Here is a 23,542-nt window from a genome sequence, read left to right as displayed (position 1 = left end):
CCACCATGACCGTCAAGATTTTCGATACCCCTGAAGTGCAGGATTTCCTCAAGACCGTTGCCGGCTTCGACCAGGAGGGCGGCAACGAGCGCGCCAAGCAGCTCATGCATCGCCTGCTCTCCGACCTCTACAAGCTGATCGACGATTTCGATGTCACCCCCGAGGAGTACTGGTCTGCCGTCAGCATGCTCAACGCCCTGGGTGGCCAGACTCAGTTCGGCCTGCTCTCGCCGGGCCTCGGCTTCGACCACTACCTGGACATGCGCCAGGACGCTATCGACGCCGAAGCCAAGCGCACCGGCGGCACCCCGCGCACCATCGAGGGCCCGCTCTATGTGGCCGGCGCCCCGGAAGCTGAAGGCTTCGCGCGCATGGATGACGGCAGTGATCCCGACGCCGAGGTCATGTGGCTGACCGGCCAGGTGCGCGACGTGAACGGCAACCCGATCCCCGGCGCCAAGGTCGAGATCTGGCACTGCAACTCCAAGGGCGGCTACTCGTTCTTCGACCCGACCCAGTCCGAGTACAACATGCGCCGCACCATTTATGCCGACAGCGAAGGCCGCTACAGCGCGCGCAGCATCATTCCCTCCGGCTACGGCGTGCCGGAAGGCGCCCCGACCGACGTGGTGCTCAAGTCGCTGGGTCGTCACGGCGAGCGTCCGGCGCACATCCATTACTTCATCTCCGCGCCGGGCTACCAGCACCTGACCACCCAGATCAACCTGGCCGGCGACCCGTACACCTTCGACGACTTCGCCTTCGCCACCCGCGAGGAGCTGGTGGTCCCGGCCAACCGCATCGAGGATCCGGCCGTGATCGACCAGCGCGAGCTGGACGGGCCGTTCTCCGAAGTGGTGTTCGACATCGAGCTGGCCAAGACCGACGTGGCCGAGCTGCAGACGCGCCACGCCCGCCCGCGGGCCAAGGAGAAGGCGCAGGACCAGCACAGCGAGCTGGCCGGCACCGCCAAAGTCTGAGCTGGCGACTGCCCCTGACGCCCCGCGAGCCGCGCCGGGGGCAGGGCGAGGAAGAGGCCGTTTGCCAGGGAAGGCAAGATCAGCGCCCAGGAAAGGCGCTACGGACCTCCTCGCCGGCCTGCCCCGGCAACGCTCCCACCACAGAATGACAAGATAGCGAGGACCTGGATCATGACCAGCAAGCTTGATCAACTCGAGAAGCGTGTCCGCGGCGCCGTCATCGACGACGCCGAGGCCGGCATCTTCCGCTGCCACCGCAGCATGTTCACCGACCGTGACTTCTTCGACCTCGAGATGAAGCACATCTTCGAGGGCAACTGGCTGTTCCTGGCCCACGAGAGCCAGGTGGCCGAGCCGGGCGACTACATGACCGTGACCATGGGTCGCCAGCCTGTCGTCATCACCCGCGACAAGGGCGGCGAGCTGCACGCGCTGATCAACGCCTGCGCGCACCGCGGCGCCACCCTGTGCCGGCGCAAGCGCGGCAACAAGGGCACCTTCACCTGCCCGTTCCACGGCTGGACGTTCAAGAACGACGGCAAGCTGCTCAAGGCCAAGAACGAGAAGACCGGTGCCTATCCGGACGGCTTCAAGCAGGACGGCAGCCACGACCTCAAGCGCGTACCGCGCTTCGAGAGCTACAAGGGCTTCCTGTTCGGCAGCCTCAACGAAGACGTGAAGCCGCTCGCGGAGTACCTGGGCGAAACCACCAAGATCATCGACAACATCGTTGACCAGGCCCCGGAAGGGCTGGAAGTGCTGCGCGGCACCTCCTCCTACACCTTCAAGGGCAACTGGAAGCTGCAGGCCGAGAACGGCGCCGACGGCTACCACGTCAGCACCGTGCACTGGAACTATGCCTCCACCATGGAGCGGCGCAACTACGACGCCGGCGGCACCAAGGCGGTCGACGCCGACGGCTGGTCGAAGAGCCAGGGCGGCTTCTACTCCTACGAGAACGGCCACATGTTGCTGTGGACCCGTCTGATCAACCCCGAGGTGCGCCCGGTCTACCAGAACCGCGAGTGGATCGAGGAGACGTTCGGCGCTGCCCGGGCCGACTCCATCGTCAACCAGACCCGTAACCTCTGCCTCTACCCCAACGTCTACCTGATGGACCAGTTCTCCACGCAGATCCGCGTGCTGCGCCCGATCAGCGTCGACGAGACCGAAGTCACCATCTACTGCTTCGCGCCCAAGGGCGAGTCCGCCGAGAACCGCCGCGTGCGCATCCGCCAGTACGAAGACTTCTTCAACGTCTCCGGCATGGGCACCCCGGACGACCTCGAGGAGTTCCGCGGCTGCCAGACCGGCTATGAAGGTGCGCTGGCCGAGTGGAACGACCTCTCGCGCGGTGCCAAGCAGTGGATCGAGGGCGCCGACGACAACGCCAAGGCCATCGACATGCAGCCGCTGATGAGCGGTGCCTCCCCCGAGGACGAAGGCCTCTACGTGCTGCACCACAAGCACTGGGTCGAGGAGATGCTGCGCGCCATCGACAAGGAGCGCAGCCAGTTCATTCCAATTGAGCGTGCCACCGCCTCGGCGTGAGCCGAGCGACCTGACAGGGGAGAGACACCATGAGCCTTAGCTATCACGACATCCAGGCCTTCCTGTACCGCGAAGCGCGGCTGCTTGACGACCGCGAGTGGGACGAATGGCTGACCTGCTATAGCAAGGACGTCGAATACTGGATGCCGGCGTGGGACGACGACGACCAGCTGACCCGCGACCCGCACAGCGAGATATCGCTGATCTATTACCCCAGCCGCGAAGGGCTGGAGGACCGCGTCTACCGGATCAAGACCGAGCGTTCCGGCGCCAGCACGCCGGAGCCGCGCACCACCCACCAGATCACCAACCTCGAAATTCTCAAGGAGGAGGGCGGCAAGGTGGAGCTGCGCTTCAACTGGCAGACGCTGAGCCACCGCTACAAGGAGACCCAGACCTTCTTCGGCACCTCCTTCTATACGCTGGACGTGTCGGGAGAGCGGCCGCTGATCACGCGCAAGGTGATCCAACTCAACAACGACTACATCCACCAGGTCATCGATATCTATCACGTCTGACCGATAGATGGGGACCGGGTGTCCGAGGAGAACGACCATGAGCTACACCATTGCCCTCAACTTCGAGGACGGCGTCACTCGCTTCATCGGCTGCAAGGAAGGTGAAACGGTACTCGACGCCGCCTACCGCCAGAAGGTCAACCTGCCGATGGACTGCTCCGACGGCGTCTGCGGCACCTGCAAGGGCCGCTGCGAGCAGGGCGCGTTCGACATGGGCGACGAATACATTGAAGAGGCGCTCTCCGACGAGGAGGCCGCCGAAGGCATGGTGCTGACCTGTCAGATGGTGCCGTCCTCCGACTGTGTCATCCAGGTGCCGGTGGCCTCCACCCTGTGCAAGACCCAGGTCGGCAAGGTCGAGGGCACCGTGGCCGTGGTCGACTCGCTCTCCGAGGACAGCATCGAGCTGGTAGTGGAGCTGGACGAGCAGGCCGAGATCGCCTTCCTGCCCGGCCAGTACGTGCACATCGACGTGCCGGGCACCGAGCTGTATCGCTCCTACTCGTTCAGCTCGCTGCCCGGCGAGAAGCATGCCACCTTCCTGATTCGCAACATTCCCGATGGGGTGATGAGCCGCTACCTCTCGAGCCGGGCCCAGGCGGGCGACCGCCTGACCCTGACCGGCCCGCTGGGGAGCTTCTACCTGCGTGAGGTCACGCGGCCGGTGCTGATGCTGGCCGGCGGCACTGGCCTCGCGCCGTTCCTCTCGATGCTGGCGCAGCTGGTGGAGAAGGGCTGCGAGGCGCCGATTCACCTGATCTACGGCGTCAACAAGGACGATCACCTGGTCAAGGTGGACGCCCTGGAGGCCTTCGCGCAGCAGCTGCCCCGCTTCACCTACGCCACCGTGGTGGTGGACGAGGCCAGCGCCCACCCGCGCAAAGGTTACGTGACCCACCACATGGACGCCGAGGTGATGCACGACGGCGACGTTGACGTCTACCTGTGCGGCCCGCCCCCCATGGTCGATGCAGTGCTCAGGCACTTCGACGCCGAGGGCATCACGCCGCAGAGCTTCCACTACGAGAAGTTCACGCCGAACCAGGCGGGGGAGGCCGCATGAGCCGCCAAGCCACCCCGCACGATCAGGAAGGCCGTTCCCAGGGCGGCCGTTTCCATGACAAGGTGATGGTGATCACCGGCGCCGCCCAGGGCATCGGCAAGCGGGTCGCCGAGCGGGCCGGCGCCGAGGGCGCCCGCCTGGCGCTGGTCGATCGTGCCGACCTGATCCATGAGGTGGTGGCCGAGCTGGCGGCGCAGGGCATCGACGCCATCGCCCTGCAGGCCGACCTGGAGCGCTGGGACGGCGCCGCCGAGGTAATGGCGAAGGCCGCCGAGCACTTCGGCCGCATCGACATTCTGATCAACAACGTGGGCGGAGCGATCAACTTCAAGCCGTTCACCGAGTTCAGCGACAGCGAGATCAGCGCCGAGATCAACCGCTCGCTGATGCCGACCCTGTGGTGCTGCCGCGCCGTGCTGCCCACCCTGGAAGCCCAGGGCGCCGGAGTGATCGTCAACATCTCCTCGGTGGCGACCCGCGGCATCCACAGGATTCCCTATTCGGCGGCCAAGGGTGGGGTGAATGCGCTGACGGCGTCGCTGGCCTTCGAATACGCCGACCGCGGCATCCGAGTGGTGGCGGCCGGCGTCGGTGGCACCGAGGCGCCGCCGCGCAAGATCTCCCGCGGCACGCCCGAGCCGCGCAACGACACGGAGCGGGCCTGGTTCCAGGCGCATATCGACCAGACCAAGCAGAGCTGCCTGATGGACCGCTACGGCACGCTGGATGAGATGGCCGAGCCCATCCTGTTCCTGGCCTCCGATCACGCCAGCTACATCACCGGCAGCGTGTTGCCGGTGGGCGGCGGCGACCAAGGCTAGACAAACCCGCGCCGGCTCGGATAATGCCGGGCCGGCGGATCAGCGACATCCCTCCGCACAATACCAACGATAACAACCCTCTGGAGCCACCATGAAGCATATCGAGAAGGGCGTCAGCCTCCGGTACGCCCCCCGAGACTTTGTGCGAGACCTCAACCTCGACAATGCCAGCGCCGGCCTGGTGGCCGGTATCTTCGGCCTCAGCGCCGGCATCATCCACATCAGCGCCGGCACCGCGGCCGGCCTCGACTCCTCCTTCATCATGATCTGGGTCATCAGCTACCTGATGATCAACGGCCTGTTCGGCCTCTTCATGCCGGCCTACTACCGGCTGCCGCTGCCCATGGCCAACTCCATTCCCGGCGCGCTGCTGTTCGCCGCAGTGATTCCTGTGGTGGGCCTCGAGGCGGCGCTGGGTGCGACGCTGATCGCCGGCGCCATCGCGCTGGTCGCCGGCCTGACCGGGGTGATGTCCATCGTCATGCGGCTGATCCCGATGCCGATCGTGATGGGCATGATTGGCGGCATCCTGCTCAGCTTCGGCCTCAACATGGTGCGCCCGCTGGAAAACGCCATGCTGCCCGCGGCGATCATGATCCTAGCCTTCTTCCTCTCGGCGCGGCTGCTGCGCAAGGTGCCGCCGCTGATCGTTGCCATGTTGGCCGGCATCCTCTACCTGTCGGTGACCGGGGTCGATTTCTCCGGCGTGCAGGCCACCATCCGTTTCCCCGAATTCATCGTTCCCGAGTTCACCCTGGGCGCCTTCCTCGCCTACGGCCTGCCGCTGGCGCTGATCCTGGTCGGCATGGAAACGCCCGCCGGCGTCGGCCTGGTGAAGGGCATGGGCTACAAGGAGGTGCCGGCCAACGCGATCACCGCCGTGGGCGGCTTTGGCACCATGATCTCCGCCTTCTTCAACCTGCACAGCACCTGCATCGCTGCGCCCATGACCGGCATCTGCTCGTCACCGGAAGCAGGCGAGCGCGACAAGCGCTGGGTGGCGGCGGTGATCGCCGGGGCCATCTTCGTTGTCGGGGCGCCCTTCTACGGTTATGTGGTGAGCCTGATCGAAGCGACCCCGCGCTACTTCATCGCCATCATCGCCGGCCTGGCGCTGATCCGCGTCATCACTTCGGCCATGGCCATTGCCTTTTCCGGCAAGAAGCACGAGATGGGTGCGCTGTTCGCCTTCCTGATCGCCGCCTCGGGCATTCAGATACTGGAGATCGGCGCCTCGTTCTGGGCCCTGGTGCTGGGCGTCTTCATCTCGCTGATCTTCGAAACCAAGGACTTTGAATTTGCCACCAGCCGCAACGTGCTGAAGCGCGAGCCGGCTAAGTGAGGCGCTAGGGCACACGCGCCAGGCCCGTCTCCGCGTACGCGAGTGTGGGTGACGATCAGCGCGGGAGTCGCCGTCGGGGATCCTCGGACCCAAGGGTTCCACGAGCTGTTCGCGGATGCGGACAGCCGCCTGTATGCCGCCAAGGCAAGCGGCCGCAAACGGGTGGTGGGGCAGTAGTCGCCATTATGCCGTTTCTGGCTCTGCGGGTTTTCACCCTTTGTCTTCCACAAGTCCGACGGCACCGCTCACCATTGCTGCGGCGAGGGTGAGCCAGGCCACCCGGGCGGGACGTTGCCGGACCGCTTGTGGAGCGGTCCGGCAGGCGCTCAGGAATTGACCAGGTGACAGCCGCTCTGCTCCAGCGGCAGGAAGGCCTCGTCTCCCGGGATGGTGCGCAGGATGCGGTAGAGGTCCCATTCGCCCTGAGACTCCTCCGGCGACTTCACTTCCACCAGATACATGTCGTGGACCATGCGGCCGTCCTCGCGGATCACGCCGTTGGAGGTGAACATGTCGTTGACCGGCGTTTCGCCCATCCAGGCGCGCAGCGTCCCGGCATCGTCGGTGCCGGTGGCCTCGATGGCGTCGAGATAGTGCTTCACGCTGGAGTAGACACCGGCCTGGACCATGGTGGGCATGCTGCCCATGCGCGCATAGTAGCGCTCGGCCCACTCCCGGGCCTCGTCGTTCATGTCCCAGTACCAGCCGGTGGTGAGCTGCATGCCTTGGGTGGTCTCCAGCCCCAGGGCATGGATGTCGTTGAGGAACACCATCAGCCCCGCCAGCGCCTGGCCCGATTCGGCCAGGCCGAACTGCCCTGCGGTACTAATGGCATTGACGGTATCGGCGCCGGCGTTGGCCAGGCCGATGATCTTCGCCCCGGATCCCTGGGCCTGCAGCATGTACGAGGAGAAATCGGCTGTATTGAGCGGGTGGCGTACCTTGCCCAGCACCTGGCCGCCGCTCTCCACCACCACTTTCTCCACGTCGGCCTCCAGCGAGTGGCCGAAGGCGTAGTCGGCGGCAAGGATGAACCAGCTGTCGCCGCCCTCCTCGATGATGGCGCGGGCCGCGCCGTTGGACATGGCATGGGTGTCGTAGACCCACTGGATGTGGTTGGGCGTGCAGTGCTCGTTGGTCACGCTCAGCGCGGCGGCACCGGCGACCATGCCGATCTTGTCGTGCTCGGCCAGCAGCCGGGTGGCGGCGATGGTCACCGACGAGGCGACCAGCCCCGCCACCATGTCGACGTTGCGCTGGTCGATCCACTCGCGCACGGTGTTGGCGCCCACGTCGGCGCTGTTGCGATCATCGGCGCTGAATACCTCGATGGGAGCGCCATGAATGCTGCCGCCGTGGTCTTCCACGGCCATGCGCAGCGCCTCCAGCCCGCCGGGGCCGGCCAGGTCGCGGTAGGGGCCGGACATGTCGGCCAGGTAGCCAATGCGTATCGCGCTATCGCTGATCTCGGCATGGGCGCCGGTGGCGGCAAGCGCCACGCACAGGCCCAGCAGGCCGCTTTTCAGGGTGAAGGGGTGTTTTATGGACATGCGAACTCTCCTGCCTCGTCGCTGGACGAAGCCATTGTTGTTGTGATTCGTAAGGGGTGTAGCGCTAGCGGTTGGTTTAGTGGTGGGGGCTCAGCTCTCCTCGCGTCTGGCAGTCGGGGTGTCCGGCATATCGATGGCTTCCAGGTCTTTCTGAAGCTTGTTCAGGTAATGCAGCAGGCTAATCGCCTCATCGAAACTCAGGCTCTCCAGGCCTTGGGCATAGAAGTCATGAATCTTCGGCTGCAGGCTCTCCCAGTAGGCGCGCCCCTCATCGGTGAGCAGAATCAGGCGGGCGCGGCCATCGTCGGGGTGAGGGATGCGCCTCACGTGGCCTTCCCGTTCGAGGCGCTTGAGCACACCGTCGAGGCTCTGGCGGCTGACGATCAGGTACTCGGTGAGGTCGTTGAAGGCAATGCCGTCCTCATAGCCGCGGCGTGAGAGCGCCCCCAGTACCGCCCACTGCACCGTGGTCAGTCCCACGGCGCTCACCGTCTGCTTCTGCAGGATGTTGCTGGCCTGGAAGAGGCGGAAGAACAGACGGTTGGCGACGCTTCTGTCGTCCTGGGCAGCCATCGGTAGCACTCCTGTGTCGTAAAGCGGTGGCGCCAGGCCGGGAGCGGTGTTCCGAGCCCCGACGATGGCATTCACCGGGGTACCGACTGGCGCGCGATGATGTTCTTCATGATCTGGGCGGTGCCGTCGCCGATCTGCAGCCCCAGCACGTCACGCATGCGCTGTGAGAAGGGCAGGTCCTCGCCCCAGCCAGTGTGGCCGTGGGCCAGCATGCACTGCTTGATCACATCGAAGGCGAGCTTGGGGCCCCACCACTTGTTCATGGCCGCCTCGGCCGTGTGGGGCAGGTCGTTGTCCTTCAGCCACAGGGCGTAGTAGCACTGCAGGCGGGCGGCCTGAACGTAGGTCTGGTATTCGGCCAGCGGGTGCGTCAGCCCTTGGAAGGCTGCCAGCGGCTGGCCGAAAGCCTCGCGCTCGGTGAGCCACTGCCAGGTCTCGTCCAGCGACTGTTGCGCCACTGCCAGGCACTGCAGGCCGATCAGCGCCCGGCTATAGTCGAAGCCCTGCATCACCTGCTTGAACCCCTGTCCCTCCTCGCCAAGCATGTGATCGGCGGGCACCGCCACATTGTCGAAGAAAATCGAGCCGCGGCCAATGGCGCGTTGGCCGGAATCCTCGAAACGACTGGTGGTGATGCCGGGCAGGTCCATGGGCACCAGGAAGGCGCTGATGCCGCTGGCGCGCTGCTCCTGAGTGCCGGTGCGGGCGAAGACCACCGCCACGTCGGCCTGGTCGGCCATCGAGATGGAGGTCTTCTCACCATTGAGCACGAAGTGCTCGCCGTTGCGGCTTGCCTTCAGCTTCAGATTGGCGGCGTCACTGCCACCATGGGGCTCGGTCAGGGCGATGCAGCAGATCTTCTTGCCAGCGGTGATGCCGCCGAGCCATTCGCGGGCCAGCTCGGGACGTGCATGCTGGGCGATGATCTGGCCGTTGAGCGAGGCCAGCAGCGGCAGGTAGCCAACGTTGAAGTCGCCGCGGGCGATCTCCTCGATGATCACGCCGCTGGTCACGCAGTCCAGGCCGCTGCCGCCGTACTCTTCTGGCAGCTCGCCGCCCAGGCAGCCCATCTCGCCGAGCAGTTCGACGATTTCGCGTTCGATGAGCGCCTCTTCCTCGCGCTGGCGGTAGCGGGGGGCCAGCCTGTCGGCGGACAGCTTGGCCACGCTCTCGCGAATGGCATCCTGTTGTTCGGTAAAGGCAAAGTTCATGGCCATTTCCATCCTTATCGGGTGGCCGCCGACCCGCGGGGAGGCCGGCGGCGACTGTCGTCGGTGCGTGGGTCAGCGCCTTGGGGCACCAGGAGTTGTAGTACTGGCGGAACTAGCGGTTGTAGAACCTGCGAAACTCGGGCTTGCGCTTCTCCTTGAACGCCGCGACCCCTTCCCTGGACTCCTCTGTGTCGTAGTAGAGGCTCAGCGCCTGCATGCCCAGGCTGCCGATGCCGGCGATGTTCTCGCTGTCGGCATTGAACGAGCGCTTGGCGATGGACAGTGCGGTAGGGCTCTTCTCGAGGATCTCGTCGCACCACTTGCGCACCTCTTCGTCGAGCTGCTCGGGCGGCACCACGGCGTTGACCAGCCCCCACTCCAGCGCCTGCTGGGCGGTGTACTTGCGACACAGGTACCAGATCTCGCGGGCGCGCTTCTCGCCGATGACGCGGGAGAGGTAGGCGGTGCCGAAGCCTGGGTCGACGGAGCCCACCTTGGGGCCCACCTGGCCAAAGATGGCGGTTTCGGATGCGATGGAGAGGTCGCACACCACGTGCAGCACATGGCCGCCGCCGATGGCGAAGCCGTTGACCCGAGCGATGACCGGCTTGGGCACCTGGCGGATCAGGGTCTGCAGCTCCTCCACCGGCAGGCCGATGATGCCGCGGCCGTCGTACTGGCCCTCGTGGGCGCCCTGGTCGCCGCCGGTGCAGAAGGCCTTGTCGCCGGCGCCGGTCAGCACGATCACGCCCACCGACTTGTCCCAGCCGGCGCGGTTGAAGGCGTCGAGCAGCTCCATGCAGGTCTGGCTGCGGAAGGCGTTGTAACGTTCGGGGCGGTTGATGGTGATGGTGGCGACACCGTCGGTCACGTCGTAGAGGATGTCTTCGTAGTTCATTGTCGAGCTCCTAGAGGTCCGTGCAGATATGTGCGGTGGCGGCGCTTAGCCGGCCATGGTCAGGCCGCCGGAAACGCTGATCACCTGGCCGGTGATGAAGCTGGCTTCGTCGCTGGCGAGCATCGTGATGATGCCGGGGTAGTCCTCTGGCTGGCCGAGGCGGCGCATGGGCACGGCGTTGCGGAAGGCCTCGAGGAGCTTCTCCGGGTCGCGGGCGGTATCGGCCACTTCCTTGAGCAGGGCGGTGTCGGTGGGGCCGGGGCAGACCACGTTGAGGGTGACGTTCTTGCTGGCGAGTTCGCGGGCCAGGGTCTTGCTCAGGCCCAGCATGCCGGCCTTGCAGGCGGCGTAGACGGCCTCGCCGGAGGAGCCCACCCGTGCCGCATCGGAGGCGATGTTGATCACCCGGCCGCCGCCGGCCTCGACCATCTTGGGCAGTACCACGTGATGCATGTTGAGCGCGCCGGTCAGATTGACGGCGATCAGCGACTCCCACATGGCCGGCTCGGTCTTGAGGAACGGCATGAAGCGGTCGAAGCCAGCGTTGTTGACCAGTACGGTGGGGGTGCCGAGATCCTGCTCGATGCTTGCCACTGTGGTGACGATGGCGGCGTAGTCGGTGATGTCAGCGGCGTAGGCCTGGGCCTTGCCGCCGGCCTCGGCGATCAGTTCGACGGTGGCCTGGGCGGCGCCCTCGTCGCGGTCGAGTACGGCGACCTTGGCGCCATGCTCGGCGAAGCGCTTGCACACGGCCTGGCCGATGCCGCCGCCGCCGCCGGTCACGATCACGGTTCTGTTCTCAAGTCCTTTCATGTCGTCTCTCCGCTCGGGTAGTGGGGAATAGGGAGGGCTGTCTCAGGCGCCTTGGAGGGGCTGCTCGCGAAGCTTGAATTTCTGGATCTTGCCGGAGGGGGTGCGCGGCAGCTCGTCGAGCACCTCCAGGAATTCCGGCTGGTACTGGCGGGTCACCTTGCGCTCGTTCAGGAAGGCGCAGACCTCGTCGAGGGTCAGCGACTCCACGCCTTCCTTCAGGGTCACGTAGGCGCACAGCCGCTCGCCAAGGCGCTCATCGGGCTTGCCTACCAGCGCCAGGGTCTGGATCTTCGGGTGCTGGTAGAGGGTGTTCTCGATGTCGACGATGGGAATGTTCTCGCCGCCGCGGATCACCACGTCCTTGGAGCGCCCGGTGATGCGTACGTAGCCCTGCGCGTCGAGGCGCGCCAGGTCGCCGGTGGGGAACCAGCCCTCGTCATCCACTCCATAGAGTTCCGGCTGCTTGAAGTAGCCGACGAAGAGGCTGGCGCCGCGCATGTAGAGCGGCCCCTCCTGGCCGGCAGGCAGGGGGTTGCCCTCCATGTCGGTGACCTTGAGTTCGATATAGGGCAGCGGCACGCCGTCGGTGTGCACGGCTCGCTCGGGGTCGTCCTCGGGCAGGGTGGTGGTGACCGCGCCGTTCTCGGTCATGCCCCAGGCGGAGAGGATGCGGGTTGGCAGGTTTTTTGCGGCCTTCTCCACCAGCGGGCTGGGGATTGGCGCGCCGGCGCACAGGAACAGCTTCAGCGACTGCAGGTCCGGGCCATGTTCGGTGGCCTGCTCGGCGATATCGGCAAGGAAGGGCGTCGAGCCGAGCATCAGGCTGGGTCGTTCGGCGCGGATGATGGCCACGGCCTCTTCCGGCAGCCAGGTGTCCTGCAGCACGGCGCTGCTCTTGAGATAGACGGGCAGCATCAGGCCGTAGAGAAAGCCCAGCTGGTGGGCCAGCGGGGAGGGCATGAACACGGTGTCCGCCTCGCCCAGGGCCAGGCGCTCGGTGAAGGGGCGAAGATGGCTGAACAGGGTGTTGGAGGTGTGCATCACCCCCTTGGGCTTCCCGGTGGTGCCGGAGGTATAGAGGATCTGCACCACGTCATCCCCGGTTGGGCGGCGCTCGTGGAACAGGGCGGCGGTGTCGATCTCGGTTTCCCAGGCGCGCTCCAGCAGTGCCCGCTCGAAGCTGTCCTCTCCCTCGCTGCCGATCACCAGCACATGCGCCAGCTTGGGCAACGAGCGCTGCAGCTCATGGGCCATGGCGCCATGGTCGAACTTGCGGAAGGTCTGGGGGACGACCAGCACCTTGCTCTCGGCCATGCCGAGCATGAACGAGAGCTCATGCTCGCGGAAGATCGGCATCAGCGGGTTGAGCACGGCGCCGATGCGTACGCAGGCCAGATGCAGCGCGGTCGTCTGCCACCAGTTGGGCAGCTGGCAGGAGACGATGTCGCCTCTGCCGACGCCGAGTCCGGCCAGCCCCGCGGCGATACGTGTGACCCTCTCGTTGAGTTCACGGTAGCTCAGTTCGGTGCGGCTGCCGTCGGCCATGCAATAGGTGATGATGGCGGCCTTGTGGCCAGCGCTGGTCACCGCCTCGTCCAGATAGTCCGTAATGATCCTGTCATTCCAGGCACCTAGCTCGACCATGGCTTTTCTGCGCTCGGGCGTCAGATTTGTATGGATTGGCATATAAGCTCCTGAAAAAGAATTTATTTTTGGGAAGTTGGCTGCTCGAAGGCCGGCTCATGCCTCGCCGTGCGCCTGATGAAAAGCTAGGGCACGGGAAAATTTATGTCAATACATTGTCTTTTATTTTGAGGCTGGCTAGACTCGAAACCAGGTCGATCAGGCTCGCTTTCGGTAACAGCGTGACATCCCGTTGTCACGAATTGCGGCGGCCTGGCGATATCGCTGGCACGCCAGCTCGAATAGCCACAACGATTCGGAGAGTCGCCATGTGCAACCCTGTCACCCTGACCCGACATGGAAACTGTGGCCTGGTCACACTCTTCAGCCCGCCGGTCAATGCCCTGAGCCAGCCCGTGCGGTCGGGGTTGGCGGCGGCCATGAACGCCGCCCTGGAGGATGCTCGGGTGGAGTGGGTCCTGCTGCAGTCTGGCGGGCGCTGCTTCAGCGCCGGGGCCGATATCAAGGAGTTCGGCAAGCCCCCCCAGGCGCCGCTGCTGCCCGATGTGATCCGGGCCATAGAGAGTTCGGCCAAGCCGGTAGTGGCCTGGCTTCACGGCGTCTCCCTGGGGGGAGGGCTGGAGCTAGCCATGGCCTGCCACTACCGCCTCGCCGCGCCCGATGCTCGCTTCGGCCTGCCGGAGGTCAAGCTGGGGCTGATTCCCGGTGCCGGCGGCACCCAGCGCCTGCCGCGCCTGATCGGGCTGGAAGCGGCACTCGACATGATCCTCTCCGGTGAGCCCATCGGTACCCGCGAGGCCCGCAAGCTGGGGTTGGTGGATGGTGTGGCCGACGAGGGGCATACCCCCGAGGCGATGCGCCTCGTCATGGCGGCGGAACTGGCCGGGCAGGGCGTACGCCCGACGCGTGAGCGTGAACTTGTCGCCACCAGCGAGGCGCCGCTCGCCTGGCTGGCGGCCCAGCGTGAGGCGCTGACGCTGCCCATCTCGGGCGACCTGGCCCCCCTCAAGGCCGTCGAGGCACTTGAGGCTGCCATGACCCATTCCTTTGACAAGGCGCTCGCCTGCGAGCGCGAGCTCTTCCTGGAGTGCCTGGCCTCGCCCCAGCGCCAGGCCAAAGTCGAGGCCTTCCTGGCGCGCGGCCGCGACAGCCGGTTGCTCAACGCGGGCGGCGGTGGAGATGCCGCAAGAGGGACCACCGCATGAATATTCATTTCAGCCCACAGGAGCTGGCCTTCCGCGATGAGGTCAGGGCCTTCCTCAAGGCCGAGCTGCCCGCCGATATCGCCGCCAAGGTGCGGCTCGGCAAGCAACTCGCCAAGCAGGATCACCAGCGCTGGCAGGCGATTCTCCACCGCCGCGGCTGGTACGCCGCCAACTGGCCGCTGGAGTACGGCGGCACCGGCTGGAGCGTGGTGGAGAAGCACATCTTCGAGGAGGAGTGTGCGGCGGCGGGCGCGCCGCGGTTGATCTCGTTCGGCGTCAACATGGTGGCGCCGGTGATCATCAAGTTCGGTACCCCCGAGCAGAAGGCCCGTTATCTGCCGCGCATTCTCGACGGCAGCGACTGGTGGTGCCAGGGCTACTCCGAGCCGGGCGCCGGCTCCGACCTGGCCGCAGTGAAGACCCGCGCGGTGCGCGAGGGCGACCACTACATCGTCAACGGACAGAAGACCTGGACCACCCTGGGCCAGCACGCCAACGGGATTTTCTGCCTGGTGCGCACCGACCCCGAGGCCAAGCCCCAGGCCGGCATCTCCTTCCTGCTAATCGACATGGCGAGTCCCGGCATCTCGGTGCGGCCGATCATCACCCTGGACGGCGCCCACGAGGTCAACGAGGTGTTCTTCGACAACGTTCACGTACCGGTGGCGAATCGGGTGGGCGAGGAGAACGACGGCTGGACCTGCGCCAAGTACCTGCTGACCCACGAGCGCACCGGGCAGGCCGGCATCGGCATCTCCAAGGCGGCCCTGGCCCACCTCAAGGCGATCGCCGCCCGCGAGGTGATCGACGGCCGGCCGGCACTGGCGGACCCGCTGCTGCGCCAGCGTATCGCCGCGGTGGAGATGCGCCTGATGGCGGTGGAGATGAGCACCCTGCGCATCCTTGCCCGGGCCCAGGCCGGCGGGGTGCCGGGGGCGGAGAGCTCGATCCTCAAGATCACCGGCTCCGAGATCCGCCAGGCGATCAGCGATCTCGCCCGCCGGGTGCTGGGCCCCCATGCCCTGCCGTTCCTGGCTGACGAGATGCAGCTCGAACACGACGGCGAGCTTCGGCACGCCGACTACAGCGCAGCGCCGGCCGCCCAGTATCTGAACCTGCGCAAGCTGTCGATCTACGGCGGCTCCAATGAGATCCAGAAGAACATCCTGGCGAAGGCCCAGCTGGGCTTATAGGAGGCCACCATGGACTTTTCCTTCAGTGACGAGCAGCAGATGCTGCAGGACATGCTGGTCCGACTGGTCAGGGAGCACTATGGCTTCGAGCAGCGCGACCAGGTGCAGCGCAGCGCACCGGGCTTCAGCGAGGCCTTCCAGGCCCAGCTGGCCGAGCTGGGCGTGCTGGCGGTACCCATCGACGAGGCCCATGGCGGCATGGGCGGCAGCGGCGTCGAAAACCTGGTGGTGATGCAGGCGCTCGGTCACGGCCTTTGCCTGGAGCCCTTTCTGGAGTCGCAGATCCTCGGCGGCGGCCTGGTGCAGGCCCTGGGCAGCGAGGCCCAGCGAGAGGCGCTGCTGCCGGCCCTGGCTGCCGGCGAGCTCTTGCTTGCGGTGGCCAGCGAGGAGCCTCGCACCCACTATCGGCCGGAGTGGACCGAGACTCGGGCCGAGCGCGCTGCCGATGGCTGGCGGCTCTCGGGCCGCAAGTCGGTGGTGATCGGCGGCCAGGCCGCGCACCGGGTCCTGGTGGTGGCACGCACCGCGGGGGAGCCCGGTGAGTGCGATGGCCTCTCGCTATTCCTGGTCGACCCGGCCGCAAGCGGCGTGCAGCGCCGTAGCTATCCCACCATGGCGGGCCCCTGGGCCTGCGACCTTTCCTTCGATGACGTGCTCCTGGCCGACGACGCCCTGCTGGGCGAGCCCGGTGGCGCCTTCAAGGCTCTAGATCATCAGCTGGGTCGCGCGATGGCGGCTCAGTGCGCCGAGGCGGTGGGCAGCATGCAGCAGGCCTGCGAGCTGACCCTGTACTACCTCAAGACCCGCCAGCAGTTCGGCAAGCCCATCGGCCGCTTCCAGGTGCTCCAGCATCGCATGGTGGACATGACCACCGAGCTGGAATTGGCCACCTCCATGGCGATTCTCGCCGCCTGCGTGGCCGACGAGCCGGCAAGCCTCGAGCGCAGCCGCCAGCTGATCGCCGCCCAGCATGTGGTCAAGCGTGCGGCGCAGTTCATCGCCGAGCAGGCGATCCAGCTTCACGGCGGCATCGGCATGACCTGGGAGTACCGCCTTGCCCACCATGCCCGCCACCTGGTGATGCTCGGCCACCGCTTTGGCGATGACGACCGCCAGCTCAAGGCCTATGCCGATCTTCTCGCGGTCAGTTGACGCGACCAGCGTCCCCACAACAAGTACAGGAGCCTTCGACATGTCCCAGTTGCTCGCCTTTCACCGCCAAGATCCGCTGTTTCTCTTGGGAGGTACGCCATGAAAGTGCTCGTCGCGATCAAGCGCGTGCTGGATTACAACGTCAAGATCCGGGTCAAGCCCGATCACTCCGACGTCGACCTCACCAACGTCAAGATGGCCCTGAACCCCTTCTGCGAGATCGCCGTGGAAGAAGCGGTGCGGCTGAAGGAAACAGGCATCGCCTCCGAAGTGATCGCCGTTACCGTCGGCCCCAAGGCGGCCCAGGAGCAGCTGCGCACTGCGCTGGCGCTGGGCGCCGACCGGGCCATTCATGTCGAGACTGACGAGCGCGTCGAGTCGCTGGGCGTCGCCAAGGCGCTGGCCAGGCTGGTCGAAGAAGAACGGCCGGGCCTGGTCATTCTCGGCAAGCAGGCCATCGACACCGACAACAACCAGACCGGCCAGATGCTCGCTGCGCTGACCGATCTGCCCCAGGGCACCTTCGCTTCGCAGGTGAGGGTCGAGGGGGAGAAGGCGGTCGTAACCCGCGAGGTCGACGGCGGCCTGCAGACCGTCGAGCTGACCCTGCCCGCCATCGTCACCACCGACCTGCGCCTCAACGAGCCGCGCTACGCCAAGCTGCCGGACATCATGAAGGCCAAGAAGAAGCCGCTCTCTGTCACGACCCCGGCGGATCTCGGCGTCGAGGTGGCCTCCAAGGTCAAGCTGCTCAAGGTCGAGCCGCCGGCCGAGCGCCAGGGCGGCATCAAGGTGGGCTCCGTGGATGAGCTGGTCGACAAACTGAAGAACGAAGCGAAGGTGGTCGCATGAGCATTCTGATCCTGGCCGAACATCACGACGGCGCCCTGGCCGGCGCCACCGCCCATGTGGTGGCCGCCGCCCGGCAGATTGCCCAGCACGGCGGCGGGGAGATCCACGTGCTGGTGGCAGGCCGAGATGTCTTCGCCATCGCCGAGGCCGCCGCCAGGCTGGACGGCGTGAGCAAGGTGCGCGTGGCCGACCACGTCGCCTACGCCCACCTGCTGGCCGAGCCCACCGCGGCGCTGCTCAACGAGCTGGCCGGTGACTACACCCACCTGCTGGCGGCTGCCTCCACCACCGGCAAGAACGTGCTGCCCCGCGTGGCCGCCCTGCGCGACGTGGCCCAGATCTCCGAGATCGTCGACGTGGTCGATGCCGACACCTTCAAGCGCCCGATCTACGCCGGCAACGCCATCGCCACGGTGCAGAGCGAGGACCCCCTCAAGGTGATCACGGTGCGCACCACCGGCTTCGATGCGGTCGGCGCTCAACAAGGTCAGGGCGGCGGTGCCGTCGAGGCGGTCGACTTCGTCGCTCACAGCGCCCAGTCCACCTTCCTCAAGGAGGTGCTGGCCAAGTCCGACCGCCCCGAGCTGGGCGCCGCCCGGGTGGTGATCTCCGGCGGCCGCGGCATGGGCAGCGGCGAGAACTTCACGCTGCTCGACGGCATTGCCGACAAGCTGGGCGCGGCCATTGGCGCCTCGCGCGCCGCGGTGGACGCCGGCTTCGTGCCCAACGACATGCAGGTGGGCCAGACCGGCAAGATCGTCGCGCCCGAGCTCTACATCGCCGTGGGCATCAGCGGGGCCATTCAGCACCTGGCCGGCATGAAGGACGCCAAGGTGATCGTGGCCATCAACAAGGACGAGGAGGCGCCGATCTTCCAGGTGGCGGACTACGGGCTGGTCGGCGACCTGTTCGAGGTGCTGCCCGAGCTGGAAAGCAAGCTCTGAGGAGGTGAGGCGTGGCGCAGTCAGCGAGACCGTCACCGAGCGTGGCCTGCTTCATGACCGCTATGGCGAGTCGCGCTATCGCGTCAGCTCCCAGCTGAAGCAGCGTATCGCACTGGGGCTGCCTCTAGTCTGCGGAGCGAGGCCCCTGACGATATCGCCCTGGCGCCTGATCACGCAGGGGTGTCGGCATGCCTGCGTGAATGGGGTGGTTGGTCATTAAGACAATTGCTTGTCACTAGTTATTAAATTTTATGCGGAAAAACTGCCATTACGAGGGGCTTTTTCCTCTTTCTAAAAAATATATGTATATATATTGACATATATTGGCGTGGTTCTACACTCAACTAACAATCCTGCCGAACGTTAGACAATGACAAAGGTGGCATGATGAGCAGTGCAATCCTCGAAGTGCGCAGCCTGACCAAGGAGTTTCGCGGCTTCACCGCCGTGGACGATGTCAACCTGCAGGTCCAGGAGGGGCATATCCATGCCCTGATCGGTCCCAACGGGGCGGGCAAGACCACCGTCTTCAATCTGCTCACCAAGTTCTTGCCGCCCACCCGCGGTGAGATCCTCTACCGTGGCAAGCCGATCACCGGCATGAAGGCCAACGAGATCGCCCGCCTGGGCCTGGTGCGCTCCTTCCAAATCTCCGCGGTGTTCGGCCACATGACCGCCATGGAGAACGTGCGCGTGGCGCTGCAGCGTCCCATGGGCACCTCCTTCCACTTCTGGAAATCTGAACGCACCCTCGACCATCTTAACGACCGCGCCATCGAGCTGCTCGAGGAAGTGGGCCTGCGTGAATACGCGGACGTGCTCACCGTGGAGATGCCGTATGGGCGCAAGCGCGCCTTGGAAGTGGCTACCACCCTGGCGATGGAACCGACCCTGATGCTGCTCGATGAGCCGACCCAGGGCATGGGCGCCGAGGACGTCGACCGCATCGTCGCGCTGATCCGCCGGGTCGCCAAGGGCCGCACCGTGCTGATGGTGGAGCACAACCTCAGCGTCGTGAGCCGGCTGTGCGATCGCATCACCGTGCTGGCTCGCGGTGCGGTGCTGGCCGAGGGTGACTACGCCACCGTCTCCGCCGACCCACGGGTCAAGGAGGCCTACATGGGCAGCGAAGCGACACAGGAGGCGACGCCATGAACCAGCCAGTGGCCGCACGCGAGAAGGGGGTGTTCGAGTACCGCGACAGCCATGGCGGCGAGATGCTCAGGGTCAGCGACCTGCATGCCTTCTACGGCGAATCGCACATCCTCCACGGCGTCGACTTCAACGTGAAGCGCGGTGAGCTGGTGACCCTGCTGGGGCGCAACGGCGCCGGGCGCAGCACCACCCTCAAGGCGATCATGAACATGGTCGGCCGACGTACCGGCTCGATCATGATCAACGGCAACGAGACGCTGGGTATGAAGGCTCACCACATCCCACGTCTGGGGATCGGCTACTGCCCCGAGGAGCGCGGCATCTTTGCCAGCCTTGACGTCGAGGAGAACCTGCTGCTGCCGCCCACGGTGCGCTCCGGCGGCATGTCGATCGATGAGATCTACGCGATGTTTCCCAACCTCTACGAGCGGCGGCGCAGCCAGGGCACGCGGCTCTCCGGGGGCGAGCAGCAGATGCTGGCCATGGCGCGGATCCTGCGCACCGGGGCACGGCTCTTGCTGCTCGACGAGATCACCGAGGGGTTGGCACCGGTCATCGTCCAGACGCTGGGCGAGGTGCTGGTCAAGCTCAAGGAGCGTGGCATGACCATCGTGCTGGTGGAGCAGAACTTCCGCTTCGCAGCACCCTTGGCCGATCGCCACTTCGTGATGGATCACGGCCTGATCGTCGAGGAGATCTCGGCGGCCGAGCTGCCGAGCCGGCGCGAGCATCTGCACACCCTCTTGGGGGTCTGATCCGCGTCCATCGGCGGTGTGTCACCGCATTACCCACACCCTTTTCGTTACGTCCTGCATGCCATAACAACAAGCGCCTCGAAGTCGAGGCAGAGGAGACGGGTATGACTCACAGCAAGCGCCTCACCGGGAAGAGCTTCATCAGGAAGAGCCTCGCCGCCGCCGTTGGTCTGGCCGCCAGCGCCGCCCTGGCTACCACCGCCCAGGCCGCGATCAGCGACGGCAAGGTCGTGATCGGCTACATGGATGACATGAACGGCCCCTACAGCGACTTGGCCGGCCCCGCGGGGCGTACCGCCGTCGAGATGGCCATCGAGGACTTCGGCGGCAGTGTCAACGGCGTTCCCATCGAGCTGATCAGCGCCGATCACCGCAACGATGCCGCCGTGGCCTCCAACCTGGCCAGGGAGTGGATGGATCGCTATGCCGTGGACATGATCACCGGCCTGAACTCCTCCGCCGTGGCCATCGCGGTCTCGCGGCTGGTGGAGCAGGAGGATCGCTTTGCCATGATCACCACGGCCGCCGCCGCGAGCATCACCGGTGAGCACTGCACGCCGAACCATGTCCACTGGGTCTACGACACCTTCGCCGTTTCCGATGCCGCGGCGCGTGCCATCGTGGATCAGGGCGGCGACACCTGGTTCCTGCTAAGCGCCGACTACGCCTTCGGCCATGCCATGGAGGCCGACATGGCGCATGCGGTGCTCGACAGCGGCGGTAACGTCGTGGCCAAGGCGCGCCATCCCTTCCCCAGTGACGATTTTGCCTCCTATGTGCTCCAGGCCCAGGCGTCGGGCGCCCAGATCATCGGCCTGGCCAGCGCCGGGTCGGATCTCGTCAACGCCATCTCGACTGCCTACCAGTTCGGTGTTCCGCAGAGCGGGCAGATCCTGGCGCCGCTGATGGTCTTCATCACCGACGTGAAGTCGCTGGGCCTGGAAGTCGCCCAGGGCGCCCAGTTCGTGACGGCTTGGTACTGGGACATGGACGATGAGTCCAGAGAGTGGGCGGAGCGCTTCTACCAGCGCGAAGGCCGCATGCCGACCATGGTGCAGGCGGGCAACTACTCGGCAGTCACCAGCTACCTGAAGGCCGTCGAGGCCACCGGCAGTGATGCCCCGGCAGACGTACGTGCCTACCTGATGGAGAACCCCGTCGAGGACTTCTTCGCCCGTAATGGCCGCCTGCGCGAGGATGGCCGTATGGTTCACGACATGTACCTGGCTCGCGTGAAGTCTCCCGACCAGTCGCAGGGTGAGTGGGACCTCTACGACATCCTTTCCACCATCCCCGCTGAGGAAGCGTTCCGTCCGCTTTCCGAGAGCCAGTGCAAGCTGGTGCAGAACTGAGGCAGGTAAGTCCGGCGGCGGCGCAAGCCGCCGTCTCTGCAATGGGAGATTCCTGACATGACGATGATATTCGGGGTGCCGCTGGCGGTGTTCATGGGTCAGCTGCTGCTGGGCCTGATCAACGGCGCCTTCTATGCCCTGCTGAGCCTTGGGCTGGCGGTAATCTTCGGCCTGCTGAAGATCGTCAACTTTGCCCATGGCGCCATGTACATGCTGGGGGCGTTCGCCACCCTGCTGGGAATGCGCTATCTGGGCATCAACTACTGGACGGCCCTGCTGCTGGCGCCGCTGTTCGTCGGCCTGTTCGGCATGCTGCTGGAACGCACCATGCTGCGCCGCATCGCTCACTTGGATCACCTTTACGGCCTGCTGCTGACCTTCGGCCTGGTGTTGATCTTCGAGGGCTCGCTGGTCAACTTCTTCGGTGTCTCTGGTGCTCGCTACCCGACGCCCGAGGCGCTCTCGGGCGGTTTCCAGACCGGCTTCATGTTCCTGCCCAAGTACCGTGCCTGGGTACTGGTGGCGGCCATCGCCGTTTGCCTGGTGACCTGGTACATCATCGAGCGCACGCGGCTCGGCGCCTACCTGCGGGCCGGTACCGAGAACCCGGCGCTGATGCAGGCCTTCGGCGTCAACGTGCCGCTGCTGATCACGCTCACCTACGGCTTCGGTGTGGCCCTGGCCGCCTTCGCCGGGGTGCTGGCCGCGCCGCTCTACCCGGTGTCGCCGACCATGGGCTCCAACCTGCTGATCGTGGTCTTCGCCGTGGTGGTCATCGGCGGCATGGGCTCGATCCTGGGAGCCGTGATCACGGGCCTTAGCATGGGCCTGATCGAGGGCCTGACCAAGGTGTACTACCCCGAGGCCGCCAACACCGTGATCTTTCTGGTGATGATCCTGGTGCTGCTGCTCAGACCCGCCGGCCTGTTCGGCAAGGAGGCTTGATCATGTCCATGTCCCAGACCCAGTCGCTGCCTCTTTCTCTGCGGCGCCAGCGCCGTGCCGATATGCGCCGCAATGCCTTTTACCTGGCGCTGATTGTGGTGGGCATCGCCGCGCCCTTCGTTGCCTACCCGGTGTTCCTGATGAAGGTGCTGTGCTTCGCGCTGTTCGCCTGCGCCTTCAACCTGCTGCTGGGCTACGCCGGGCTGCTTTCGTTCGGCCATGCGGCCTTCCTGGCCACCGGCGGCTACGTCACCGGCTACCTGCTGGCCAGCCATCCGGGGCTGACCCCGGAACTCGGTATCATCGCCGGCACCCTGGTCGCCGTGGCGATGGGGGCGGTGTTCGGTGCGCTGTCGATACGCCGCCAGGGGATCTACTTCGCCATGGTGACCCTGGCGCTGTCTCAGCTGGTCTATTTCCTTTACCTGCAGTCGCCCTTCACCGGCGGCGAGGATGGCCTGCATGGGGTGCCGCGGGGCGAGCTGTTCGGCGTGATCAGCCTGCGCAGCAACCTGGCGATGTACTACTTCGTGTTCGCCGTCTTTCTGATCGGCTTCGCCATTATCCAGCGTGCGGTGCACTCGCCCTATGGCCAGGTGCTCAAGGCGATCCGCGAGAACGAGCCGCGGGCGGTGTCGCTGGGCTACAACGTCGACGCCTACAAGTGGGTGGCCTTCGTCCTCTCCGCGGGCCTGGCCGGCCTGGCCGGTTCCACCAAGACGGTGGTGTTCCAGCTTGCCTCGCTGACCGACGCCCACTGGCACATGTCCGGCGAGGTGGTCCTGATGACCCTGTTGGGCGGGGTGGGCACTTTGCTCGGCCCGGTGGTAGGGGCCGGCATCGTGGTCAGCCTGCAGCATCTGCTGGCCCAATCGCCGCTGGGCAACTGGGTGGACGTGATCCTCGGGGCTATCTTCGTGATCTGCGTGCTGAGCTTCCGCAGCGGTATCGTTGGCGAGATCCTCAAGTCCTACCGCAAGAACGTCAAGTGATGCCGATGCGGCCAACGCATACAGGAGCGAGAG

Annotated in this window: 23 protein-coding genes; 17 read left to right on the top strand and 6 right to left on the bottom strand. The window is 65.8% G+C overall.

Annotated elements, in window-relative coordinates; genetic code table 11:
* Nucleotides 1–5 precede the first annotated feature (5 nt).
* The 7 genes from catA to ACT7B3_RS16060 all read left to right on the top strand — a co-directional run bounded on the left by catA (nt 6) and on the right by ACT7B3_RS16060 (nt 6,452).
* Nucleotides 6–980 (top strand): catechol 1,2-dioxygenase, encoded by a 975-nt coding sequence (gene catA, locus ACT7B3_RS16090; RefSeq protein WP_445158642.1) that lies wholly within the window; start codon nt 6–8, stop codon nt 978–980.
* Nucleotides 981–1,151: 171 nt separating this feature from the next.
* On the top strand, nt 1,152–2,531 hold the full coding sequence (locus ACT7B3_RS16085) for a Rieske 2Fe-2S domain-containing protein (RefSeq protein ID WP_445158641.1): 1,380 nt from the start codon (nt 1,152–1,154) through the stop codon (nt 2,529–2,531).
* 29 nt (nt 2,532–2,560) lie between these two features.
* Nucleotides 2,561–3,049, top strand: a complete 489-nt coding sequence (gene benB, locus ACT7B3_RS16080) for a benzoate 1,2-dioxygenase small subunit (protein WP_445158640.1) — start codon at nt 2,561–2,563, stop codon at nt 3,047–3,049.
* A 37-nt stretch (nt 3,050–3,086) separates the two neighbouring features.
* Nucleotides 3,087–4,112, top strand: coding sequence for a benzoate 1,2-dioxygenase electron transfer component BenC (gene benC / locus ACT7B3_RS16075; protein WP_445158639.1), 1,026 nt, complete (start codon nt 3,087–3,089; stop codon nt 4,110–4,112).
* Nucleotides 4,109–4,933, top strand: a complete 825-nt coding sequence (gene benD, locus ACT7B3_RS16070) for a benzoate diol dehydrogenase BenD (RefSeq protein ID WP_445158638.1) — start codon at nt 4,109–4,111, stop codon at nt 4,931–4,933. Before benC ends, benD begins: the two co-directional genes overlap by 4 nt.
* 91 nt (nt 4,934–5,024) lie before the next feature.
* Nucleotides 5,025–6,275, top strand: a complete 1,251-nt coding sequence (locus ACT7B3_RS16065) for a benzoate/H(+) symporter BenE family transporter (RefSeq protein ID WP_445158637.1) — start codon at nt 5,025–5,027, stop codon at nt 6,273–6,275.
* A gap of 42 nt (nt 6,276–6,317) precedes the next feature.
* Entirely contained in the window at nt 6,318–6,452 is a 135-nt protein-coding gene (locus ACT7B3_RS16060; protein WP_445158636.1) for a diguanylate cyclase domain-containing protein, read from the top strand.
* Between the two features lie 149 nt (nt 6,453–6,601).
* Here the strand turns inward: ACT7B3_RS16060 and ACT7B3_RS16055 are convergent, their stop codons facing one another.
* The 6 genes from ACT7B3_RS16055 to ACT7B3_RS16030 all read right to left on the bottom strand — a co-directional run bounded on the left by ACT7B3_RS16055 (nt 6,602) and on the right by ACT7B3_RS16030 (nt 13,006).
* Nucleotides 6,602–7,825: an ABC transporter substrate-binding protein gene (locus ACT7B3_RS16055; RefSeq protein ID WP_445158635.1), complete on the bottom strand. Its 1,224-nt coding sequence runs from the start codon at nt 7,823–7,825 to the stop codon at nt 6,602–6,604.
* A 90-nt stretch (nt 7,826–7,915) separates the two neighbouring features.
* Nucleotides 7,916–8,398, bottom strand: a complete 483-nt coding sequence (locus tag ACT7B3_RS16050) for a MarR family winged helix-turn-helix transcriptional regulator (protein ID WP_445158634.1) — start codon at nt 8,396–8,398, stop codon at nt 7,916–7,918.
* 71 nt (nt 8,399–8,469) lie between these two features.
* Complete coding sequence (gene aliB / locus ACT7B3_RS16045) at nt 8,470–9,609, bottom strand: cyclohexanecarboxyl-CoA dehydrogenase (RefSeq protein ID WP_445158633.1); 1,140 nt, start codon at nt 9,607–9,609, stop codon at nt 8,470–8,472.
* A gap of 112 nt (nt 9,610–9,721) precedes the next feature.
* On the bottom strand, nt 9,722–10,507 hold the full coding sequence (locus ACT7B3_RS16040) for an enoyl-CoA hydratase-related protein (protein ID WP_445158632.1): 786 nt from the start codon (nt 10,505–10,507) through the stop codon (nt 9,722–9,724).
* A gap of 45 nt (nt 10,508–10,552) precedes the next feature.
* A complete protein-coding gene (locus ACT7B3_RS16035) occupies nt 10,553–11,320 on the bottom strand; it encodes an SDR family NAD(P)-dependent oxidoreductase (protein ID WP_445158631.1) in 768 nt (255 codons plus the stop codon).
* A 42-nt stretch (nt 11,321–11,362) separates the two neighbouring features.
* The gene (locus tag ACT7B3_RS16030) at nt 11,363–13,006 is read right to left on the bottom strand and encodes an AMP-binding protein (RefSeq protein ID WP_445158630.1); all 1,644 of its coding nucleotides are present in this window, start codon (nt 13,004–13,006) and stop codon (nt 11,363–11,365) included.
* 266 nt (nt 13,007–13,272) lie between these two features.
* Here ACT7B3_RS16030 and ACT7B3_RS16025 point away from each other — a divergent pair, with 266 nt between their 5' ends.
* From ACT7B3_RS16025 to ACT7B3_RS15980, 10 genes are all read left to right on the top strand, one after another.
* Entirely contained in the window at nt 13,273–14,169 is an 897-nt protein-coding gene (locus tag ACT7B3_RS16025) for an enoyl-CoA hydratase/isomerase family protein (protein ID WP_445158629.1), read from the top strand.
* The gene (locus tag ACT7B3_RS16020) at nt 14,166–15,362 is read left to right on the top strand and encodes an acyl-CoA dehydrogenase family protein (protein WP_445158628.1); all 1,197 of its coding nucleotides are present in this window, start codon (nt 14,166–14,168) and stop codon (nt 15,360–15,362) included. Before ACT7B3_RS16025 ends, ACT7B3_RS16020 begins: the two co-directional genes overlap by 4 nt.
* 9 nt (nt 15,363–15,371) lie before the next feature.
* Entirely contained in the window at nt 15,372–16,514 is a 1,143-nt protein-coding gene (locus tag ACT7B3_RS16015; protein ID WP_445158627.1) for an acyl-CoA dehydrogenase family protein, read from the top strand.
* 99 nt (nt 16,515–16,613) lie between these two features.
* A complete protein-coding gene (locus ACT7B3_RS16010; RefSeq protein WP_445158626.1) occupies nt 16,614–17,366 on the top strand; it encodes an electron transfer flavoprotein subunit beta/FixA family protein in 753 nt (250 codons plus the stop codon).
* A complete protein-coding gene (locus ACT7B3_RS16005) occupies nt 17,363–18,310 on the top strand; it encodes an electron transfer flavoprotein subunit alpha/FixB family protein (protein WP_445158625.1) in 948 nt (315 codons plus the stop codon). The genes ACT7B3_RS16010 and ACT7B3_RS16005 overlap by 4 nt, the downstream gene beginning before the upstream one ends.
* A gap of 384 nt (nt 18,311–18,694) precedes the next feature.
* A complete protein-coding gene (locus tag ACT7B3_RS16000; RefSeq protein ID WP_445158624.1) occupies nt 18,695–19,465 on the top strand; it encodes an ABC transporter ATP-binding protein in 771 nt (256 codons plus the stop codon).
* Between the two features lie 62 nt (nt 19,466–19,527).
* Nucleotides 19,528–20,220: an ABC transporter ATP-binding protein gene (locus ACT7B3_RS15995; RefSeq protein WP_445158890.1), complete on the top strand. Its 693-nt coding sequence runs from the start codon at nt 19,528–19,530 to the stop codon at nt 20,218–20,220.
* A 104-nt stretch (nt 20,221–20,324) separates the two neighbouring features.
* Complete coding sequence (locus ACT7B3_RS15990) at nt 20,325–21,572, top strand: ABC transporter substrate-binding protein (RefSeq protein ID WP_445158623.1); 1,248 nt, start codon at nt 20,325–20,327, stop codon at nt 21,570–21,572.
* Nucleotides 21,573–21,629: 57 nt separating this feature from the next.
* Complete coding sequence (locus ACT7B3_RS15985) at nt 21,630–22,517, top strand: branched-chain amino acid ABC transporter permease (RefSeq protein WP_445158622.1); 888 nt, start codon at nt 21,630–21,632, stop codon at nt 22,515–22,517.
* A gap of 2 nt (nt 22,518–22,519) precedes the next feature.
* Nucleotides 22,520–23,509 carry a branched-chain amino acid ABC transporter permease gene (locus ACT7B3_RS15980; protein ID WP_445158621.1) on the top strand — a complete coding sequence of 330 codons (990 nt, stop codon included), beginning with the start codon at nt 22,520–22,522 and terminating at the stop codon, nt 23,507–23,509.
* Nucleotides 23,510–23,542: the final 33 nt, after the last annotated feature.

The sequence above is a fragment of the Halomonas sp. E14 genome, assembly GCF_052568415.1.
The sequence above is the reverse complement of the archived record's forward strand: the minus strand, read 5'-3'. Positions and strand labels throughout refer to the sequence as shown.

Excerpts from the sequence above, each read along its gene's own strand:
- catA (WP_445158642.1), top strand. The coding sequence starts at position 6 with ATGACCGTCAAGATTTTCGATACCCCTGAAGTGCAGGATTTCCTCAAG.
- ACT7B3_RS16085 (WP_445158641.1), top strand. The coding sequence starts at position 1,152 with ATGACCAGCAAGCTTGATCAACTCGAGAAGCGTGTCCGCGGCGCCGTC.
- benB (WP_445158640.1), top strand. The coding sequence starts at position 2,561 with ATGAGCCTTAGCTATCACGACATCCAGGCCTTCCTGTACCGCGAAGCG.
- benC (WP_445158639.1), top strand. The coding sequence starts at position 3,087 with ATGAGCTACACCATTGCCCTCAACTTCGAGGACGGCGTCACTCGCTTC.
- benD (WP_445158638.1), top strand. The coding sequence starts at position 4,109 with ATGAGCCGCCAAGCCACCCCGCACGATCAGGAAGGCCGTTCCCAGGGC.
- ACT7B3_RS16065 (WP_445158637.1), top strand. The coding sequence starts at position 5,025 with ATGAAGCATATCGAGAAGGGCGTCAGCCTCCGGTACGCCCCCCGAGAC.
- ACT7B3_RS16055 (WP_445158635.1), bottom strand. The coding sequence starts at position 7,825 with ATGTCCATAAAACACCCCTTCACCCTGAAAAGCGGCCTGCTGGGCCTG.
- ACT7B3_RS16050 (WP_445158634.1), bottom strand. The coding sequence starts at position 8,398 with ATGGCTGCCCAGGACGACAGAAGCGTCGCCAACCGTCTGTTCTTCCGC.
- aliB (WP_445158633.1), bottom strand. The coding sequence starts at position 9,609 with ATGAACTTTGCCTTTACCGAACAACAGGATGCCATTCGCGAGAGCGTG.
- ACT7B3_RS16040 (WP_445158632.1), bottom strand. The coding sequence starts at position 10,507 with ATGAACTACGAAGACATCCTCTACGACGTGACCGACGGTGTCGCCACC.
- ACT7B3_RS16035 (WP_445158631.1), bottom strand. The coding sequence starts at position 11,320 with ATGAAAGGACTTGAGAACAGAACCGTGATCGTGACCGGCGGCGGCGGC.
- ACT7B3_RS16030 (WP_445158630.1), bottom strand. The coding sequence starts at position 13,006 with ATGCCAATCCATACAAATCTGACGCCCGAGCGCAGAAAAGCCATGGTC.
- ACT7B3_RS16025 (WP_445158629.1), top strand. The coding sequence starts at position 13,273 with ATGTGCAACCCTGTCACCCTGACCCGACATGGAAACTGTGGCCTGGTC.
- ACT7B3_RS16020 (WP_445158628.1), top strand. The coding sequence starts at position 14,166 with ATGAATATTCATTTCAGCCCACAGGAGCTGGCCTTCCGCGATGAGGTC.
- ACT7B3_RS16015 (WP_445158627.1), top strand. The coding sequence starts at position 15,372 with ATGGACTTTTCCTTCAGTGACGAGCAGCAGATGCTGCAGGACATGCTG.
- ACT7B3_RS16010 (WP_445158626.1), top strand. The coding sequence starts at position 16,614 with ATGAAAGTGCTCGTCGCGATCAAGCGCGTGCTGGATTACAACGTCAAG.
- ACT7B3_RS16005 (WP_445158625.1), top strand. The coding sequence starts at position 17,363 with ATGAGCATTCTGATCCTGGCCGAACATCACGACGGCGCCCTGGCCGGC.
- ACT7B3_RS16000 (WP_445158624.1), top strand. The coding sequence starts at position 18,695 with ATGATGAGCAGTGCAATCCTCGAAGTGCGCAGCCTGACCAAGGAGTTT.
- ACT7B3_RS15995 (WP_445158890.1), top strand. The coding sequence starts at position 19,528 with ATGCTCAGGGTCAGCGACCTGCATGCCTTCTACGGCGAATCGCACATC.
- ACT7B3_RS15990 (WP_445158623.1), top strand. The coding sequence starts at position 20,325 with ATGACTCACAGCAAGCGCCTCACCGGGAAGAGCTTCATCAGGAAGAGC.
- ACT7B3_RS15985 (WP_445158622.1), top strand. The coding sequence starts at position 21,630 with ATGACGATGATATTCGGGGTGCCGCTGGCGGTGTTCATGGGTCAGCTG.
- ACT7B3_RS15980 (WP_445158621.1), top strand. The coding sequence starts at position 22,520 with ATGTCCATGTCCCAGACCCAGTCGCTGCCTCTTTCTCTGCGGCGCCAG.